This window comes from Streptomyces sp. VRA16 Mangrove soil (genome assembly GCF_017377775.1).
Lineage (GTDB): Bacteria > Actinomycetota > Actinomycetes > Streptomycetales > Streptomycetaceae > Streptomyces.
The window spans coordinates 87,148-105,835 of sequence record NZ_JAFVLN010000003.1; the positions used below are offsets into that span (position 1 = coordinate 87,148).

16 protein-coding genes are annotated in these 18,688 nt (G+C 72.0%); 4 read left to right on the forward strand and 12 right to left on the reverse strand.

Annotated features, from left to right (window positions below):
- Window positions 1-49: 49 nt before the first annotated feature.
- From J3486_RS09755 to J3486_RS09795, 9 genes are all read right to left on the reverse strand, one after another.
- Entirely contained in the window at window positions 50-604 is a 555-nt protein-coding gene (locus tag J3486_RS09755) for a UbiX family flavin prenyltransferase (protein ID WP_207819807.1), read from the reverse strand.
- Window positions 595-1,983 carry a UbiD family decarboxylase gene (locus J3486_RS09760; protein WP_207819808.1) on the reverse strand — a complete coding sequence of 463 codons (1,389 nt, stop codon included), beginning with the start codon at window positions 1,981-1,983 and terminating at the stop codon, window positions 595-597. The genes J3486_RS09755 and J3486_RS09760 overlap by 10 nt, the downstream gene beginning before the upstream one ends.
- Window positions 1,970-2,713, reverse strand: a complete 744-nt coding sequence (locus J3486_RS09765; protein WP_207819809.1) for a hypothetical protein — start codon at window positions 2,711-2,713, stop codon at window positions 1,970-1,972. The genes J3486_RS09760 and J3486_RS09765 overlap by 14 nt, the downstream gene beginning before the upstream one ends.
- A gap of 84 nt (window positions 2,714-2,797) precedes the next feature.
- The gene (locus J3486_RS09770; protein WP_207819810.1) at window positions 2,798-3,727 is read right to left on the reverse strand and encodes an amidohydrolase family protein; all 930 of its coding nucleotides are present in this window, start codon (window positions 3,725-3,727) and stop codon (window positions 2,798-2,800) included.
- A 76-nt stretch (window positions 3,728-3,803) separates the two neighbouring features.
- Window positions 3,804-6,044 (reverse strand): molybdopterin cofactor-binding domain-containing protein, encoded by a 2,241-nt coding sequence (locus J3486_RS09775; RefSeq protein WP_207819811.1) that lies wholly within the window; start codon window positions 6,042-6,044, stop codon window positions 3,804-3,806.
- A gap of 59 nt (window positions 6,045-6,103) precedes the next feature.
- Complete coding sequence (locus J3486_RS09780; protein WP_207819812.1) at window positions 6,104-6,829, reverse strand: GntR family transcriptional regulator; 726 nt, start codon at window positions 6,827-6,829, stop codon at window positions 6,104-6,106.
- A 28-nt stretch (window positions 6,830-6,857) separates the two neighbouring features.
- Window positions 6,858-8,360 (reverse strand): nucleobase:cation symporter-2 family protein, encoded by a 1,503-nt coding sequence (locus J3486_RS09785; RefSeq protein WP_207819813.1) that lies wholly within the window; start codon window positions 8,358-8,360, stop codon window positions 6,858-6,860.
- A 192-nt stretch (window positions 8,361-8,552) separates the two neighbouring features.
- Window positions 8,553-9,983, reverse strand: coding sequence for an amidohydrolase family protein (locus J3486_RS09790; RefSeq protein ID WP_207819814.1), 1,431 nt, complete (start codon window positions 9,981-9,983; stop codon window positions 8,553-8,555).
- Window positions 9,984-10,098: 115 nt separating this feature from the next.
- A complete protein-coding gene (locus J3486_RS09795) occupies window positions 10,099-11,220 on the reverse strand; it encodes a glycoside hydrolase family 6 protein (protein ID WP_207820265.1) in 1,122 nt (373 codons plus the stop codon).
- Between the two features lie 169 nt (window positions 11,221-11,389).
- Here J3486_RS09795 and J3486_RS09800 point away from each other — a divergent pair, with 169 nt between their 5' ends.
- The 3 genes from J3486_RS09800 (at window position 11,390) to J3486_RS09810 (ending at window position 13,958) form a co-directional block, all read left to right on the forward strand.
- Complete coding sequence (locus J3486_RS09800; protein WP_207819815.1) at window positions 11,390-12,130, forward strand: DUF5995 family protein; 741 nt, start codon at window positions 11,390-11,392, stop codon at window positions 12,128-12,130.
- A gap of 80 nt (window positions 12,131-12,210) precedes the next feature.
- Complete coding sequence (locus J3486_RS09805; RefSeq protein WP_207819816.1) at window positions 12,211-13,140, forward strand: LLM class F420-dependent oxidoreductase; 930 nt, start codon at window positions 12,211-12,213, stop codon at window positions 13,138-13,140.
- A gap of 149 nt (window positions 13,141-13,289) precedes the next feature.
- Window positions 13,290-13,958 carry a DUF4232 domain-containing protein gene (locus tag J3486_RS09810; RefSeq protein WP_207819817.1) on the forward strand — a complete coding sequence of 223 codons (669 nt, stop codon included), beginning with the start codon at window positions 13,290-13,292 and terminating at the stop codon, window positions 13,956-13,958.
- A gap of 7 nt (window positions 13,959-13,965) precedes the next feature.
- Here J3486_RS09810 and J3486_RS09815 read toward each other — a convergent pair whose 3' ends face one another.
- Window positions 13,966-15,675: an NAD(P)/FAD-dependent oxidoreductase gene (locus J3486_RS09815; RefSeq protein ID WP_207819818.1), complete on the reverse strand. Its 1,710-nt coding sequence runs from the start codon at window positions 15,673-15,675 to the stop codon at window positions 13,966-13,968.
- Between the two features lie 395 nt (window positions 15,676-16,070).
- Here J3486_RS09815 and J3486_RS44910 point away from each other — a divergent pair, with 395 nt between their 5' ends.
- Window positions 16,071-16,247, forward strand: a complete 177-nt coding sequence (locus tag J3486_RS44910) for a hypothetical protein (RefSeq protein ID WP_307804759.1) — start codon at window positions 16,071-16,073, stop codon at window positions 16,245-16,247.
- A 346-nt stretch (window positions 16,248-16,593) separates the two neighbouring features.
- On the opposite strand, the gene J3486_RS09825 is transcribed toward J3486_RS44910, so the two are convergent.
- Together J3486_RS09825 and J3486_RS09830 are read right to left on the reverse strand one after the other, a co-directional pair.
- Window positions 16,594-17,046, reverse strand: coding sequence for an Lrp/AsnC family transcriptional regulator (locus J3486_RS09825; protein ID WP_207819819.1), 453 nt, complete (start codon window positions 17,044-17,046; stop codon window positions 16,594-16,596).
- Between the two features lie 10 nt (window positions 17,047-17,056).
- Window positions 17,057-18,553: an amino acid permease gene (locus J3486_RS09830; protein WP_374194711.1), complete on the reverse strand. Its 1,497-nt coding sequence runs from the start codon at window positions 18,551-18,553 to the stop codon at window positions 17,057-17,059.
- Window positions 18,554-18,688 lie beyond the last annotated feature (135 nt).

Consider the following 18,688-nt stretch of genomic DNA (forward strand, 5'->3'; position numbering starts at 1 on the left):
TGTCACCCTTTTCCGGGATTCCCGCGGCGGCCGCGGTGACCTGTGTCACCTACGCCCAGCGCGCCACCTCGGGGCCGGGGAGCCCCAGCTGGTCGAGGATCCGGGCGACCGTGTGGTCCACCAGGTCGTCGACGGTGCGCGGACGCCCGTAGAAGGCGGGCATCGGCGGCACGATCCGTACGCCCATGCGCGCGAGGGCGAGCATGTTCTCCAGGTGGATCTCGTGCAACGGGCTCTCGCGCGGGACGAGGACCAGCGGGCGGCGCTCCTTGAGCACGACGTCGGCGGCCCGGCCGACGAGCCCGTCGGCGTATCCGGCGCGGATCCCGGCGAGGGTCTTCATGCTGCACGGGGCGACCACCATGCCGTCCGTGCGGTACGAGCCCGAGGAGACCGCCGCCGCCTGGTCGCCGGGGCGGTGCACGACGTCGGCGAGTCCGTGCACGTCGGCGACGGTGCGGTCGGTTTCGAGCTCGATGGTCGTACGGGCCCACCGGGTCAGGATCAGATGGGTCTCGACGCCGGGCGCGGCGCGCAGCGCCTCCAGGAGACGGATGCCGTAGACCGCGCCGGTGGCGCCGGTGAGGGCGACGATCAGCCGCACGGTCCGCTCCGGTCGAGCAGGGCGCGGGCGCGCGCGTGGCGGGCCGGGTCGGTACGGATGCGGACGGCGTCGAAGTGCGGGCCCCGGGTGGCGTCCAGGCCCATCCGGGACGTCGTGCCGTCCGGTGTGGACGACGGGTCGAGGGGGCTGCCGGGCAGACCGTCGACCATGAACACGTCGGCGTGCGGCTGGAGATGGGTGGCCATGGCCCACAGGACGTCCTCGTCACGGGTCACGTCCACGTCCTCGTCCACCGCGACGGCCGTCTTCAGGTACGGGTCCCAGCCGAGCAGCGCGAGCAGGATCTGCCGGGCCTGTCCGGGACGGGTGCGGCGCAGCGCGACGTAGGCGTGGAAGTGGGTGCCCGATGTCGGGTAGTGCAGGGCGGTGACCTCGGGGAAGCGGGCCTTGAGCCGCGCGGCCGTCTCGGACTCGCGCGGGATGCGGGCGAGGTTGAGGTGGTCGGCACTGTTGCCGCCCACCACGTCGAGGAGGACGGCGTCGCGGCGGCGCAGGACGCTGTGGACGGTGAGGACGTCGTTGGTGGAGCGGTCCGACGAGTAGCCGGAGAACTCGCCGAACGGGCCCTCGGGCGCGTGCCGCGCCGGATCGATGACGCCTTCGAGGACCAGCTCGGCGTGGGCGGGGACGCGGATGCCGTGGCGCGGTGTGCGGACGACGTCCAGCGGGCGGCCCAACAGACCGCCGGCGAGGGTGCGTTCGTCGATGTCGGGGCCGACGCGGGCGGACGCGGCGAGCTGGAAGAGCGGGTGGGCGCCGACCACCATCGCGACCGGCAGCACCTCGCCGCGCTCCTCGGCCATCCGCAGCAGCTGCCACAGGTGGCCGCGCGAGTGGAGGCTGGTGGCAAGTTCGGTGCGGCTGTGCACGAGGGCGCGGTGGTAGCTGAGGTTGCCCGCGCGGCCGGGGACGCCCTCGGGGGCCTCGGCGGTGATGACGCCGCTGGTGAGGTACGGGCCGCGGTCGGAGTCGAAGTGCCGGAGCAGCGGCAGTGTCGTCAGGTCGATCGCGGCGCCCTGCGCGACGGTCTCCAGGACCGGCCCGTCGGCGACGAGCGCGGGTTCCGTGCGGCGGGCCGTGGCCCGCTCGTACGCGGCGTGCAGTCCGGCGGGGTCGGTGCCCAGGAGCCGGGCGACGCGGCGCCGGGAGGCGAACACGTTCGTGACGAGCGTCGTGCCGTGGAGGTCCTTCACGTGCGGGCAGACGAGCAGCTCGGTGCGGCCACGGTCGGCCAACTCGGCGACGAGGGCGGCCACTTCGGGCCCTTCGAGCGCGTCGTCGACGGTCAGCACGTCCTCCGGGTGGGCGGCGCGGTACTGCTCGACGTAGGCGCGCACTCCCGGGTCAGTGGCTGTCACAGCACACCCCCGCGTGCACCCCGCCGGTGAACAGGGCGCCCCACGAGGGCGCTTCGACGTCGAGGCCGAGCAGGTCGAGGCCCGTGCGGACGGCGACCCGCGCCCCGTCGTGCACCGGCTTGCCCAGCTCGCGCTCCACCAGGGCCGCCACGGGTGCGACGGGCAGCTCCGTGCCGGCCACCACGAGGCACTGGGCGTCGGCGGAGTCGGCGGCGAGGAGCACCCGGCGCACCTTCGCGACGGGCAGTTCGGCGGCCTCGCGCGGGGTGGCGAGGCCGAGGGCGGTGACGGACGCGATGCGCAGCCCGGCCGCGAGGTAGGTGTCCGCCAGACGTCCGGCCGCGCGCTCGGAACCGGCGGTGACCAGGGCGAGCGAGTGGATGCCCGCGCGGGCCAGCAGATCGAGCTGGCCGAGGGTGACCGTGGAGGCACGTACCCCTGCCGTCCGCTCGACGACCCGGGCGACGGCGCGGGCGTGCGCGGCGCCGTCGAGCCCGCCCGACGTGCCGTGCCAGACGATCGCGTCGACGCCGGCCTGCGCCAACTGGTCGGCGCCCCGCTCCAGTTCGACGGTGTGGGAGGGGGCGAGCCCGGGACCGTACTGGATCTCGGGCAGGGACGCGCGGGCGCCCGGGTGTGCGGTCTCGACCTGGACCGGTGCACAGATCTGGGCGGTCCAGCGGTCGGCGCCGAGCGAGGTGGCGGGCAGGAGGTGTCCGATGCGCTGCATGAAGACTCCGCGGTGAGGGGCGGGTACGGGCGGCGGGTGGGTGGCCGGTCCCCCGAACCGGCCACCCACCTCAGGACGGGCGGATCAGGTCCGCGCGATCGTGTCGAGCGACGCGTACGTGTCCTTCAGGCGCAGCTGCGCCTCCTCCTGATTGCGCGGGGGCGGGGTCGGCTTCAGGCCGAGGAGCTTGGCCATGTTGTTGCCGAGGTAGCCTTCCAGGTGTTCCTCGGAGAGGTTCATGCCCTGCGGCGGCGGGCCGCACAGGACCTCCAGCTCCCGTGCCCACATGCCGGGTTCGTTGGGCGGCGAGTCGGTGCCGAAGACGAGCTGGTGCTTCTCCATCTGCTGCGCGAACTCGACGATCCGGGACTGGAGGAGCCAGCCGGACTCGCCGTACACGTTCGGCGAGTCGAGGATCATGTAGAGCGCCTCGAAGCAGTAGACGCCGCCCGTCTGCACGCCGAAGTGGGCGAGGATGAAGTTGACGTCCTTGAACTCGCGGATGATCGGGTAGAACTGCGTCGGGATGGAGTACGGCCCGTCGCCGGTGTGGATGAGGACGACGACACCCAGTTCGTCGCAGACCCGCAGGACCGGGCGGAGCCAGTCGAGGGCCCGGTCGGGACGGTACGCGTGCATGTTGGCATGCAGCTTGACCATCTTGTAGCCGTACTCCTTGACGTGGAACTCCAGCTCCTTCGCGCCGTTCTCGGGCCCGAAGCGCGGGTTGTACATGAAGTTCCCGATGAACCGGTCGGGGTACGCCTGGACCAGTTCGGTGATGTACGCCATGTAGTCGCGGATGCCCTCGCGGCCGGTCCGCATCCCGTCCTGCCAGACGGAGTTGCCGGGCGGCGGCATGATGCAGCCGTAGTCGATGCGGCGGGGCTTTCCGTTGATCATGTACGGGCCGTTCATCATCTCCAGGGTGCGCTCACCGGTGAACGGGGAGCCGTCGTGCCGCCACGCCTGGTCGACGATGTTCGTCGGGTGCATATGGGTGTCGATGATCAAGGTGGTGCTTCCTTCCCAGCTGGTGCCAACCGTGTTGATGTGGTGGACCGTTGGGGGACCCAGGGCAGGGCCCGCCTCACCTCCCTTCGCTGTCGGCGACGATGTCCTCGGGCCGCACCGGCACCCTCGCCAGCTCACGGCCGGTCGCGGCGCGCAGCGCGTTCGCGATGGCCGGGGTGGAGGAAAGGGTGGGCGGTTCGCCGACGCCGTTGAGGCCGTACGGCGCATCCGGATGCGGGAGTTCGAGCAGGTCGATGGGGACGGGCGGCATGTCGGCGATGGTGGGGATCAGGTAGTCGGTGAAGGACGGGTTGCGGACCCGGCCGTTCTCGACGCGCAGTTCCTCCATCACGGCGAGGCCGAGCCCCTGGGCGCTGCCGCCCTCGATCTGGCCCTCCACGGCGAGCGGATTCATCGCCTTTCCGACGTCCTGCGCCGTCGCCAGCTCGACCACCTTCACCAGGCCGAGCTCGGTGTCGACGTCGACGACGGCGCGGTGCGCGGCGAACGCGAACGCGATGTGGGCGTCGCCCTGGCCGTACTCGTCGTCGATCGGATGGGTGCGGCGGTGCGCGTACTCGTACTCCGCCTCCAACGGGCCGTGCGCGGCGAGGAGTTCGGGCAGCGGGCCGTCGCCCAGCGCGGCGACGCGTGCCCGCAGGGCCTTGCAGGCGCCCTGGACCGCTCCCCCGCTCATCCAGGTGATGCGGGACGCGGAGGACGATCCGGCGTCGCCGACCCGGGTGTCGGCGGGCAGCACCACGACCTGTTCGACACCGAGCTCGGTGCGGGCGATCTGAGCCTGCACGGTGACGATGCCCTGGCCGCACTCGGCGGCGGCGGTGTGCACCTCGGCGACGGGTTCGCCGCCGCTCAGAAAGAGCCGCACCCGGGCCACGGAGCGGTCGTCGACGCCGCCGGAGAAGCCGATGGCCTTGACGCCGATCGCATAGCCGACCCCGCGCCGCACGCCTTCGCCGTGGCTGGTGTTGTTGAGTCCGCCGGGCAGCCCGAACGGGCCGTCGGGGACGGGCGGCAAGGGGCGCGCCCGCAGTCGTTCGAGGAGTTCGGCCGCGGGGGCCGGGCCGTCGACGGCCTGTCCGGTCGGCAGCACGGTGCCGGTCGTCATCGCGTTGCGGATCCGCAGCTCGACCGGGTCCATGCCGAGTTCCCGCGCCAGTCTGTCGAGGTTGGACTCGACGCCGTAGCAGGACTGGACGGCGCCGAAGCCGCGCATCGCGCCGCACGGCGGGTTGTTGGTGAAGACGGAGTAGCCGTCGATCTCGGCGTGCGGCACGTCGTAGGCGCCGGCGGCGAAGTACGAGCCGTTGGCGATCACGACCTGCGAGGTGGAGGTGTAGGCGCCGCCGTCGAAGAGCAGCCGGGCCTTCACATAGCGGATGCGGCCGTCCAGGGTGGCGCCGTGCTCGAACCACATGCGGGCCGGGTGGCGGTGCACGTGCCCGTAGAAGGACTCCTCGCGGTGGTAGCTCATCTTGACCGGGCGCCCGGTGTGCAGGGCGAGCATCGCCGCGTGGATCTGGACGGAGACGTCCTCGCGCCCGCCGAACGCGCCGCCCACTCCGGACAGCGTCAGCCGCACCTTCTCCGGCGGCAGGCCGAGGGCCGCGCACATCTGGTGCCGGTCGTCGTGGAGCCACTGGGTGGAGACGTAGACGTCGACGCCACCGTCCTCGGCGGGGATCGCGAGGCCCGACTCGGGGCCGAGGAACGCCTGGTCCTGCATGCCGACCTCGTACGTGCCGCTGACGACGACGTCGGCCTCGCGGCGGGCGCGCTCCGGGTCGCCGTGGCGGATGCGGACGTGCCGGACGACGTTGCCGTGTCCGCCGTCGACGCGGTCGGCGTGGACGAGCGGGCCGAGGCCGCTCACCGCCTGCTCGGGGTCGGTGAGGGCGGGCAGTTCCTCGTACGCGACGTCGATGAGGGCGAGGGCGCGACGGCAGGTCTCGGGGTGGTCGGCGGCGACGAGGGCCACCGGCTCGCCCTGGTAGCGGACCCGGTCGGCGGCGAGCACCGGCTGGTCGGCGACCTTCATGCCGTACAGCGGGCTGCCGGGCACGTCCTCGTGGGTGAGCACCGCCACCACACCGGGCAGCCGCAGCGCGCGGGACGCGTCGAGGCGGACGATGCGGGCGCTGGGGTGCGGCGAGCGCAGGGTCGCGCCCCACACCATGCCGTCGGCCTGGAGATCGGAGGAGTACGCGAAGTCGCCCTTGACCTTCAGGCGTCCGTCGGGGCGGCGCACGCTGGCGCCCACGCCGTCGCGGACCTGGTGCTCGGTGGCGGTGCTCACGGTCGTCTGTTTCCCTTCTGCCTTGCGACGTGCGGGAGTCGAGCGTCGTACCGGTGGCGCTACTGCACGCGGCGCACCGCGCCGCCACCCTCCGCGGAGGGCCCCGCGGCGACGGCCTGGGACAGCCGGATCCGCAGTTTGCGGATGTGGTCGCGGGCCGCGCGGTCGGCCGCGTCCGGGTCGCCGGACGTCATCGCCTCGAAGATCCTGCGGTGCTCGGCGACGGCGAGCCGGGGCGCCTCCTGGCCGCGCCACAGCTGGTGCAGCGCCAGGTGGGCCTTGCCCTGGATCGCGTCGAGGGCGTCCGTCAGGTGAGCGTTGCCCGCGACCTCGCGGATCGTGCGGTGATAGGCCATGTCCATCTCGATGTGGGTGCGCTCGTCGACGCCACTGGTGACCTCGCGCTCGTGGCGCTCCAGGAGGTCGCGCAGCTCCGCGACGCGGGTGGCGTCGAGCCGCTCGGTGGCGAGGCGGGCGGCGAGGCCCTCCATCACCTCGCGGACCACGTACAGCTGGCGTACGTCCTCGACGTCGACGGTGGCGACGACGGCGCCCTTGTGCGCGACATGGGTGGCGAGGCCGTCATGGATGAGCCGCTGCACCGCTTCCCGTACGGGACTGCGGCTGATGCCCATCTGGGCGGCGAGCGCCGGGACGGAGAGGGCGTCGCCGGGCCGCAGCCGGTTGGCGAGAACCGCGCTCTTGAGCTCCTCGTAGGCCCGGTCGGCGAGGAGGCTGCCGGCCGCGACCGGGTTCACCGCCCGGGTCGCCCGCTCCGCGTTCATCCTCAACTCCCCCTCACTGCAAGGCAGTTCATTGTTCACTCGTTGGACTTACATGTTGCATGTAATGTTCGGGCGGGTCAATGGACGCGTCGGCCCGCGCGCGCTTCCTCCGCGACCGGAGTCCGGGCGTCCACAGCCGCAGATGGTGGAAGAAGAGGTTCAGCAGCACCGCCGTGAGGGTGCCGAGGATGATGCCGCTCTCGAAGAGCGCGTGCAGCTGCCGGCCCGGCATCTGCTCGGCGAACTGCGGGAACGCGGTGGGCAGGAAGCCGATGCCCATGCTGGCGGCGACCAGGATCGTGTTGCGCTGGTCGGTGAGGTCGGCCTGGACGAGGATCTGCACGCCGACCACGGCGATCGTGGAGAACAGCACGATGGTGGCGCCGCCGAGCACGGACGGGGGCATGGCGGCGACGACGGCCCCCACCTTCGGCACGAGTCCGAGCAGCATCATGATCACGCCGGACGAGGCGACGATCCAGCGGGACTTGACGCGGGTGAGCCGGATCAGCCCGATGTTCTGCGAATACACCGTGCTGGGGAAGGAGTTGAGGAACCCGGCGGCGGCCGTGGCGAGCCCGTCGGCGCGCAGCGCGCGTGTGACGTCCCGTCCCTGGACCGCACGGCCGACGATCTCCCCCACGGCGAAGAACTGACCGATGGACTCCACCGCGATGATGACCATGACGAGCACGATCGACAGGACGGCGATGATGTCGAACCGCGGCGCCCCGTAGTGCAGCGGCGCCGCCGCGCCGACCCAGGGCGCCGACCCGATCCGCGAGAAGTCGGTGAAGCCGGCGAACGCCGCGACCACCGTCCCCGCCACGAGCCCCACGAGCACCGCGACCGTGGCGACGAACCCTCGCGACAGCTTGTGCAGCAGCAGGATCACGACCAGCGTGACGGCGGCGAGTCCGAGGTGCGCGGGCGAGCCGAACGAGCCCTGGCTCGGATCGCCGCCGCCGACCTGGCGTGCGGCGACGGCGAGCAGCGTGATCCCGACGATGGTCACGATGGTGCCGGTGACCAGCGGCGGGAAGAACCGCACCAGCTTGCTGAAGACGGGCGCGATGACGAACAGGGCGAGCCCCGCCGCGATCACCGCCCCGAACACGGTGGGCAGTCCCGCTCGGGCGCCGCCCGCCGCGAGCCCCACCGACACCAGCGAGGGCACGGCCGTGGTGGAGGTGCCCTGCACCACCGGCAGCCGGATCCCGATGCCCGGCAGCCCCACGGACTGGAGCAGCGTGGCGAGGCCGCAGGTGAGCAGCGAGGCGTTGACCAGCAGCGCGATGTCGTCGCCCTTGAGGCCGATGCCCTCGGCGACGAGCAGCGGCATCACGACCGCGCCGGCGTAGAAGGCGAGCACGTGCTGGAACCCGTACACGACGAGCCGCCAGACGGAGGGCACCGCCTCCACCGGGTCCGCCGCCCCGGGGGCGGGGGCCGTGCCCGGCACCCCGCGCCCGGCCCCCTGGTCCGGCTCGTGCCGGACGCCCCTGTCGTCCTGGACTTCCCTGTCGGACATGTGCGTTCTCCCTCCACCCGTTCCGTACGGGTGTTGTCTCGTGCGCGCACGTACCGGGGCCGCGGACGGACGGCCGATCCCGACGGGCTCATTGCCTGTCTTTGAACCCCCGTCGTCCGCCCGGAGGGCGGGCGCAGCGGCGAGCGTGCGTGCCGGGCGTCGCTGCGCAGGCGGGGGTTCAAAGACAGGCTCTCAGTGCCGCCAGGGTGTGGTGAGGGGGCCGAACCCGGCCCTGTTCACGAGGCGTTCGGCGCGTTCCTGCGCCTCGGCGAGGAGTGCGTCCTCGTCGACGAGCGTGCAGCGGCCGTGCTCGACGACGACGCGGCCGCCCACGACCGTCGTCTCCACGTCGCCGCCGCGCGCGGAGTAGACGAGCGCGGCCACCGCGCGGTGCAGGGGCCGCAGATGGGGCCGGTCGAGGTCGACGACGGCCAGGTCGGCCCGGGCGCCGGGCGCGAGCGTCCCGGCGCCCGAGCCGACGTACCGGCCGCCTTCGCGCGTCGCCAGCTCCAGGGCCTCCTCGCAGCGCGCGACGGCGGGGTCGAGGGTGTCGAGGCGTTGCGCGAACAGCGTCTGCTTCATCGTCTCGAACATGTCCTGGCGGTGGCCCGCGCTCGGCCCGTCGGTGCCGAGCGCGACCACGGCCCCCGCGTCCCGCAGCCGGCGCAGCGGCATCACGCCGGAGGCCAGATAGGCGTTGGACGACGGGTTGTGCGCGATGCCCGCGCCGCGCTCGCCGACCGCCTTGACCTCGTCGTCGTCCAGCCAGATCGCGTGCGCGAGGGTGGCCCGCTCGTCCAGCAGACCCTCCGCGGCCAGCCAGGTGACGGGCCGGATCCCGTACGCGTCGAGATAGCTCGCCGGATCCTTGGCGCCCTCGCTGCAGTGCGTGTGCCAGCGCGTGTCGTGCGTGCGCGCCAGCTCGACGGCGCCGCGCACCAGTTCCTGGTCGACGTAGCTCAGGTTGAGCGGCGCGGGCCAGATCTCGACCGCGGAACCGCGCGGCCTGCGTTGCATGCAATCCCGAGTGATGTCCAGTTCCTCGGCCACCGAGTGGCGGAACAGCGCGTCGGGCAGCCCACGGGCGGCGGCCACGGCCGTCTTGTGGCCGATCATGCCGCGCGCCACGACGCCGCGCAGGCCGGCGGCCTCGATGGCGTCGGCCACCGAGAGAACCGTTTCCGCGTCGGTGGGCGCGTAGTGGTGGTCGACGACCGTGGTGATGCCCGCGCGCAGCGCCTCGACGGCGCCGAGGGTGGCGGCCACCCGGGCGTCATCGGGGTCGACGGCGATCGAGTACGGCCACATGAACGCGCACAGCCACGGCCAGATCGACTGCCCCTCGCCCAGGCCCCTGGCCAGCGCCTGGAACAGATGGTTGTGCCCGTCGACGAAGCCGGGCAGGACGGCGCGGCCACGGCAGTCCAGGGTGCGCGCGCCCTGCCAGGCCGCCTCGATCACGGCGGCGGGGCCGACGGCGGCGATCCGCCCGTCGAGGACGGCGACGGCCCCCGGCTCGTACACGTTCCGGTCGTCGTCCACGGTGACGACGTGGCCACCGGTGAGGAGCAGATCGCAGCGCCGCGGCGGACGCGGTCGGTCGGTCGCATGCACGGAGTCCATGGAGCCTCCAAGGTCTCGGCCGGACTTCATATTGCATGCAACATATTCTGGCCAGTTGAACTGTCAACCCCTCGCGTCGGTACGGGACTTGCGCGGGCGGCGGGTGCCGTCGGCCTCAGTCGGCCAGTTCGTAGGCGTAGTCGGGGGTGAAGGTGCCGGGGCTGCCCTTGCAGCCGTCCGACTCGCCGGGCAGCTTCACCCACAGGTAGGCGTCGATCCCGGCCTCCCCGGTGCGCAGGGTGGGCGCCCGGCCGATCTTGCGACCGTCGGGGTCGCACCACGCGCCGTCCGCCGGGGCGCCGTTGCCGTTGCGGCTGGTGTCGATGACGGCGCCCATGGAGTCCGGGGCGCCCATCGCGGAGAGCACCGTGCGGGCGTACGCGATCTCGGCCGACGTCCGGTTGAAGTTGGAGACGTTGGTGAAGATGCCGTCGGAGGAGGCGGACGAGGCGGCGCCCGCGGCCCGCAGACGCGCGGCCTGGTTCCCGGCCGGGTTCCAGTCGGAGTGGCCCGCGTCGTAGTAGACACGGGCGTTCGGGTTCGCCGCCTTCATGACACGGCCCGCGCGGGCGAGCGCCGCATAGCGGTCGGCCCGTTGGCCGTCGCTGAGGCAGTCCGTCTGGGACACGGCGTCGGGCTCCAGGATCACGATGACCTCGTGGGAGCCGAGCCCGGCCGCGAACCGGTCGATCCAGTCGTCGTACGCGGCGATGTCGGGCGCCCCGCCGTCGGAGGCGCCGCCGCAGTCGCGCTGGGGTATCGCGTACGCGACGACCACCGGCACCCGGTCCGCGTCCGCGGCGCCGGAGGTCACCGCCCGCACCCGGGAAGTGAGGGTGTCCGGCGTGAAGTCGGCGAACCAGACGGCGGCCGGCTGGTCCGCTATCCGCGACTCGATGAGCGGGCGCCGCGGGTCGGAGCGGTTGGCGCGCACCCAGTCGAGGACCTGGGAGTCGGTGTGGCGGTAGAGGCCGGCGGGCGCGGGGGCGACGGGGCTGCGCGTCGCCGTCCGCTTCGGCGCCGGATCCGGCTTCGGTGCCGGCTTCTTCGACGTCTTCGAGGGGGAGGGCGAGTCGGTGGACCGGGTGGCGCTCGGCACGGCCGGGAGCGGCATCAGGCTCGGTGACGTGCTGACGGTGGGCCGTGCCCGGTCGCCGCCGTCGGACTCCTGGTCCAGCGCGGACACCAGGCCCGCGACGGTTCCGACGGCGGCCACGACCGACGCCGCCGCGACCATCGCGCCGCGGCGCGCCGCACGTCGCCGCGCCGCCCTGCGCTCGGCGAGCCGACGCGCTCGTAACCCTGACACCGCGCTCTCCCCCGCATCCCGGTGGCCGTTCCCTCGTTTCGGGGAAGCCATCGGCCAGCCGACACGCGCGCCAGCCTACGGCTGGGACCCTTCGTGCATGGCGCAGTTGGAACGCATCACAGGGCCGCGCATCCCGGCCCAAGGAGTCGATTCGGTGATCGCGCGGATGCGCGCGCTCGCCGCGCATCTGCCGCCGAAGGACGGCGTGGCCGTCTTCAACCGGGTCTATCTCACCGTCACGGAGACGGTGGACCGTGCCATCGACGACGGCCGGTTCCGGGACCGCGCGGCCGCCGTCACGCTGGACGTCCGCTTCGCCGAGCGCTATCTGACGGCGGTCGACGCGGCGGCGTGCGGGCTGCGTCCGCCGGCCTGCTGGGGGCCGCTGCTCCAGTTCCGCCGCCATCCCGGCGTACGTCCGTTGCAGTTCGCGCTCGCGGGCATCAACGCGCACATCGGGCACGATCTGGCGCTGGCCGTCGTGGACACCTGTCGTACGCTCGGCTGCGAACCGGACGCCCTGGAGGACGAGTTCGACCGCGTGGGCGATCTCCTCGTGTCGCTGGAGGAGCGGATCCGCGAAGAGCTGATGCCGGGTCCCGATCTCCTCCAGATCGCCGATCCGCTCACCCACCTGCTCGGCTCCTGGAGCCTGGAGCGGGCCCGGGACGGCGCCTGGGCAGCGGCACGCGCCCTGTGGGTCCTGCGGGAACTGCCTTCCCTGGCAGCCGAGTTCGCCCACCGCCTGGACACCTCGGTCGGACTGGTGGGCCGCATGCTGCTCACCCCCCTCCCCGACGTCTCGTACCTCCCGGAGATCACGGGCATCGTCGACTGACGGAACTCCCGTCACGCATCTGTACGTTGAAGCCATCGGCACCCGGTGCCTTCGACCCGTATGCGACGAAGGAGTTCTGCATGACGACCCGACTCGGTCTCGGCCTCCCGCAGATGAGGCAGTACGCCATCGGCCGCGACATCCCGGACGTGGCGCGCGCCGCCGAGGCGACCGGGTACGAGAGCCTGTGGGCCTTCGAGCGGATCCTGTTCCCCGAGCCGGCCCGGCAGGGGCTCTACGGGATGCCGGGCGTGCCCTGGCCCGACCAGTACCGCTCGGTCGCCGATCCGCTGGTCGCGCTGACCCTCGCGGCGTCGACCACGTCCACGGCCCGCCTCGGCACCAGCGTGCTCGTGGCGCCGCTGCACGTCCCGTTCCAGCTCGCCCGTTCGCTGGCCTCGCTGGACGCGGCGAGCGGCGGCCGGGTGGTGGCCGGGATCGGCACGGGCTGGTCGCACGACGAGTACGCGGCGGCGGCCGTGGCTCCGTTCGAGAAGCGCGGCCGCGTGCTCGACGAGCTGATCGACGTGTGCCGTGCCGTGTGGGGGCCCGACCCGGTCACGTACGAGGGCGAGTTGACCACGATCGCGCCGGCCGTCGTCGGGCCCAAGCCGACCGGGCCGGTCCCGATCCTGCTGCCCGCGAACAGCCCGCGGGCCTCCCGTCGCGTCGTCGACCGGGCCGACGGCTGGATGCCGGTGGGCATGGGCGCCGAGGCGCTGAAGCAACAGTGGGCGGCGCTGCGGGAGCTGGCCGAGGAGCGGGGCCGCACCGAGCCGCTGCAGAGCGTGCTGCGGGTGAACACGGCGTACACGCGCGAGCCGTACACCGGCGACGACCGCAGGCCGTTCCAGGGCAGCCTCGACCAGATCGTGGAGGACCTGGTGGCGCACGACGAGGTGGGCCTGGAGGAGATCCTCATCGACATCCAGGGCCTGGTCAGGGACGCCGAGGAGCTCAAGGACGTGGCGGCGGAGCTGTACGCGAAGGCGCGGGCCGCGGGGATCTGAGCCCGTGCCGCACCGCTTGACGCGGTCACGTAACACGGCCAACTCGAATGTAACAGCCACGTAGTGACGGGCGGCCGGGCGGAACGTTCCGCCCGGCCCTGGGGTCTTGGTGATCAGCAACCGCCGATCACGAAGGAAGACAGGACCCCATGCGCGCCCAGAAGCTCACGATCGCCGCCGTCGCCCTCGCCGCGGGCCTCTCCCTCACGGCCTGCCAGGGCCATGACGACTCCGCCTCCGGATCGGACGACGCGGGCTCGGGCGCGCCGTCGTCCGCCTCGTCACCGGCGGCCTCGGGATCCTCGTCGAGCGCGTCCGGCTCGTCCGGCTCGTCGGGTTCTTCGTCTTCGGGCTCTTCGTCGGCCGGTGGCTCCACCGGAGGCGGCAGCAACGACGGCAGCGGCGGCGGCCAGATCAACACCGGCCCCTGCAAGACCGCGAACCTCTCCTTCACCACCTCGCACGGCATGGGCGAGGGCGACTTCATGGTCGCCATGAAGAACACCTCCGACGCCTGCTCCCTCAAGGGCTTCCCCGGCGTCGACCTCAAGGGCGAGGGAGCCCCGGAGGGCACCAGCGCCGTCCGCAGCAAGGTCGCCCCGGTGACCGTGGTCCTCAAGTCCGGCGAGCAGACCCGCTTCCACCTGCACTACGAGCCCAACACCTCGGGCGGCTCCGGCTTCACCTTCACCACCCTCGTGGTCACCCCGCCGAACGAGACCCACTCCACGTCGCTGCCGGTCTCCATCAACGTACCGATCTCCGAGGACGGCACCGGCAACTTGACCGTGGACCCCGTCGGCACCGGCAAGCAGTGAACGACCGCTAGTCCTCGGGGAGTTCGACCGGGGCGATCTCGTCGTACACGTCACCGGGACCGGGGTTCGACGCGTCGGTCTCCCCGCCCAGGTGGTGCATGACGCCCCACACCGCGTTGAGCGCGGTCTGCACCGCTCCCTCGGCCCAGCCGGCCGTCCAGGAGATGTCGTCACCGGCGAGGAAGATGCCACGCCGGTCCGCGGGCAGCGCGTCCTGCATGAAGTGCGTGAACAGGCGGCGCTGGTAGCGGTAGTGGCCGGGCAGGTTCGCCTTGAACGCGCCCATGAAGTAAGGCTCGTTCTCCCAGGAGACGGTCACCGGGTTGCCGATGATGTGCTTCCTGATGTCGACCTTCGGATAGATCTCGCCGAGCGACTTCAGCATCACTTCGAGGCGCTCGCCCGCGGACAGCGGCAGCCACTTCAGGCTGTCGTCGCACCAGGTGTAGGAGAGACAGATGACGGCAGGCTTGTCCGGGCCGTCGTCCAGCAGGTAAGTACCGCGCGTCATACGGTCCGTGAGCGTCATCGACATGACGTCCCGCCCGGTCGGATGTCCGTTGTCGTCGACGGCCTTGTCGAGCCAGAACGGCCGGTCCACGGGCACGAAGAGCTTGCTGGACTCCATGTAGTGGGTGCGCTCGATGGCGGTCCAGTGGTCGATCGGGAACAGCTCGTCGTCGCACGCGACCTTCGAGAGCAGCATCCAGGACTGGGCGGTGAAGATCGCCGCCGGGTACGTGCGGATGTCGCCGTCGGCGTCGGTCACGGTGATGCGGTTGCCCGCGGTGCGGGACAGCCGGGTCACGGCGGGACGCGGATTCCCTTCCGTGTGCAGCGACTTGAGGGACGTCCCCGGCGCCCAGTGCACGATCTTCTCGGGCTCGCGCTCCCACAGCCGCAGCGGCAGCTGCTGCGAACCGCCGACGATGCCGCGGTGGTGGTCGTCGGCCTCGGTGTAGACGACGCGCAGGATCTCCAGGATGGAGTTGGGGAAGTCGGTATCCCAGCCGCCGGTGCCGAAGCCGACCTGGCCGAAGATCTCCCGGTGCCGGAACGACTTGAACGCCTCCGACTCGCACAGGAACCCGTAGAAGGTCTGGTTGTCGAGCTTCTCGACGAGCTTCGCCCAGATCTCCCGGATGCGCGGCACGTCCCGCTCGCGCATCGCCCGGTTCATGTCGGAGAAGTCGGCGCCCTCGTCGAGGCAGGCGTTCCAGGCGGCGGCGACGTCGCGGTAGACCTGCGGCAGGTCGTCGATCGTCTCCGCGTAGTGCGACTCGCCCTTGAGGTCGACGACGGTCGAAGGGGTGGCCTCGGCGAGCGGGTTGGGGAACGGCCGGGTCTCCAGACCCACCAGGTCGATGTAGTGCTGGAGCGCGGTCGAGGACGGCGGAAAGCGCATCGCGCCCATCTCGGCGGTGAGCGACGGGTCGCAGCCGTCGAAGCCCACGGTCCGCAGCCGCCCACCGATCTCGTCGGCCTCGTAGACGACGGGCTTGAGGCCCATCTTCATCAGCTCGTACGCGGCGACGATCCCGGACAGGCCGCCACCGATGACGGCGACCTCGGTGCCGTGCCCGGTCGCCGGTATCTGGCCGAGGCCGGCCGGGTGCGCCAGGAAGTCGTCGTACGCGTACGGGAAGTCCGGGCCGAACATGGTGATCGGCGGCTGACCGTCGGTGTGCTGGACAGCGGTGGGCACCGTGGACGTCATGGGGTGCGGACTCCTCGCGGACGCAGGCGGTTGAGGCAGGGGGCGGCTCGGCGGGAGCACGCGGAGGGGGAGGCCCACTAGGACCACGAAGACCGTACGTTTTCGCTGGTCAGCGAGGGAAGACGGGACTGTTGCGTCTGCGGGTGCGATTCGTTGCGCGCGTGACGTGGAAAACGGCGATTCGTTGCGCCCTCGGGTGACACCCCGGTCGCACTCCGTACGCGAACGTCTGCCCCGTGCGGCGGAGGCGGTGCCGACCGTGGTCCGACGTGTCCGGCGTCACGGTCACGGGAGGCTGATCACACCCGGACAGACCGGGCCCGCTCAGTGATCGCAGGGGGCGTCCCACGGCCCGTACGCGCATCCTGTCGGCGGCCGCGACGGCGCTGCTCGTCGTGGCGACCGGTGCGGCCGCGGCCACCGCCGAGCAGGGCGGCGGACCGGAGCGGCCCTGCGAGGCAGCGGCGCTCACCGGCTCGGCGAAGCTGTACCGGCCGCTCGGCGACGACATCACGTTCACGTTCGACGCGCAGCCGGCGGCGCAGCACACCATGAAGCCGGAGAAGGCGTAGGGCACCTTCTCCTTCAGCCACTACCTGCACGGCAAGGGCGGCTGGGCGAAGGGCCGGGTCGACTGCCCGGTGACCGGCGGGAGGACGGCGGTGCCGACCGGGATCGTCACGGACTCGGACAGGCCGTTCACGGGGAAGCGGTCGGCATCACGGTCACCGACGACGGGAAGCGCGACCGGCTCGGCCACAGCCGGCCGAGCCCAGGCACCGCGGGACCGTGAGAGGAACACCGTCCCGCGGTGCCTGGGCTCGGCGCCGTTCGAGACGGTGAAGATCGGCAGCGGCCGCTTCCACGTCCTCCCGTGAAAGCCCGTCCACCCGACGCAACAGGGCGGGCCGGACGGCTTCAGGCGGGTGAACCCGAGGTGAAGCGGCGCATCAGCGGGGACAGGACGAGGACCGACTTGGTGCGCTCCACGAACGGCTCGCCCGCGATCCGCTCCAGGACCCGCTCGAAGTGCCGCATGTCGGAGGCGAAGACCTGGACGAGCGCGTCCGCGTCCCCGGTGACGGTGGACGCGGACACGATCTCCGGGTACCGCTCCAGACCCCGCCGGATCGCGTCCGGCGAGGTGTTGCGGCGGCAGTAGACCTCGATGAACCCCTCGGTCTCCCAGCCGAGCGCGGCCGGGTCGACGCGCACCGTGAACCCGGTGATGGCACCCGTGGCCCGCAGCCGGTCCACGCGCCGCTTGACCGCGGGCGCGGACAGGCCGACGAGCTGGCCGATGTCCGCGTAGGAGCGGCGGGCGTCCTCGGCGAGGGCGTGCACGATGCGTTCGTCGAGATCGTTCAGCAAGGCAGGGGGTTCACTTCTGGGCGGCGGGGGCGTTGAGACGGGAGCGACGCATCCCGTAGCAGAAGTAGAACACGAGGCCGACGGCCATCCAGACACCGAAGACGATCCAGGTGATCGTGGACAAGCTGCCCATCATCCACACGCAGAAGCCGAAGCCGAGGATCGGCAGAACCGGCGAGAGCGGCACGCGGAAGGTGCGCTTCATGTCGGGACGGGTCCGGCGCAGCACCACGACGGCGATGTTGACCAGGGCGAACGCGAAGAGCGTGCCGATGCTGGTGGCGTCGGCGAGCTGCCCGAGCGGGATCGCGGCGGCGAGCACACCGCAGAACAGGGAGACGATGACGGTGTTGGCGCGGGGCGCGCCGGTCTTCGGGTGGACCTTGGCGAAGGTCTTCGGGACGAGGCCGTCGCGGGCCATGGCGAACAGGATGCGGGTCTGGCCGTAGAGCACGGTCAGCACCACGGACGCGATGGCGATGACGGCGCCGGCGGCGAGCAGCGTCGCCCAGAACGACTGGCCGGTGACGTCCTTCATGATCCCGGCGAGGGTCGCCTCGGTGTCGTCGAACTGCTTCCAGGGCCGCGCGCCGACGGCGACGGCGGCGACGAGCACGTACAGCGCGGTGACGATGACGAGGGAGAGCATGATCGCCCGGGGCAGGTCGCGCTGCGCGTTCTTGGCCTCCTCGCCGGCGGTGGAGGCGGCGTCGAAGCCGATGTACGAGAAGAAGAGCGTGGCACCGGCGGCGCTGACGCCCGCCATGCCGAGCGGCATGAAGTGCTCGTAGTTGCCGGACTGGAAGCCCTTGAGGCCGATCGCGCAGAACAGCAGCAGCGAGACGATCTTCACGACGACCATGATCGTGTTGGCGCGGGCCGACTCACGGGCGCCGCCGAGCAGGAACGCCATCGCGAGCAGTACGACGATCAGGGCCGGCAGGTTGAAGATGCCGCCGTCACCGGGCGGCGCGGACAGTGCGTCCGGGAGGGTGACGCCGATGGTGCCGTCGAGCAGTTCGTTGAGGTACTCGCCCCAGCCGACGGCGACGGCCGCGACCGAGACGCCGTACTCCAGGATCAGGCACCAGCCGCAGACCCAGGCGACGAGTTCGCCCATCGTTGCGTATGCGTACGAGTACGAGGATCCGGCGACCGGGATGGTGCCGGCCAGCTCCGCGTACGAGAGGGCCGAGAAGAGCGCCGTCAGACCGGCGATCACAAAGGAGAGGGTGACCGCGGGGCCCGCCTTGGGAACCGCCTCGCCCAGCACGACGAAGATGCCGGTGCCGAGCGTGGCACCGATGCTGATCATGGTCAGCTGCCAGAGGCCGAGCGAGCGCCGCAGCGTGCCGCCCTCTCCCTGGCCGCCCTCCGCGACCAGGCGTTCCACGGGCTTGCGCCGCAGAAGTCGGGCCCCGAACCCCACGGGGGCGGTCGCTGCGGACGGTGTGCGCTGGTCGAGCACGGGCTGGCTCCTTGATCGCTGCCGACTGAGAGCGGCCATGACAAGGGGATCCATGGCGGTCCACACCCTGACCGGGGACCGCCGAGCAAGGCCGTCCCCCGCCACGCCACGTACAGCGGATGACTTTAGAGGACGCTCGTTCCCGTCTGTAATGCAGCAACCTTGCGCACACCC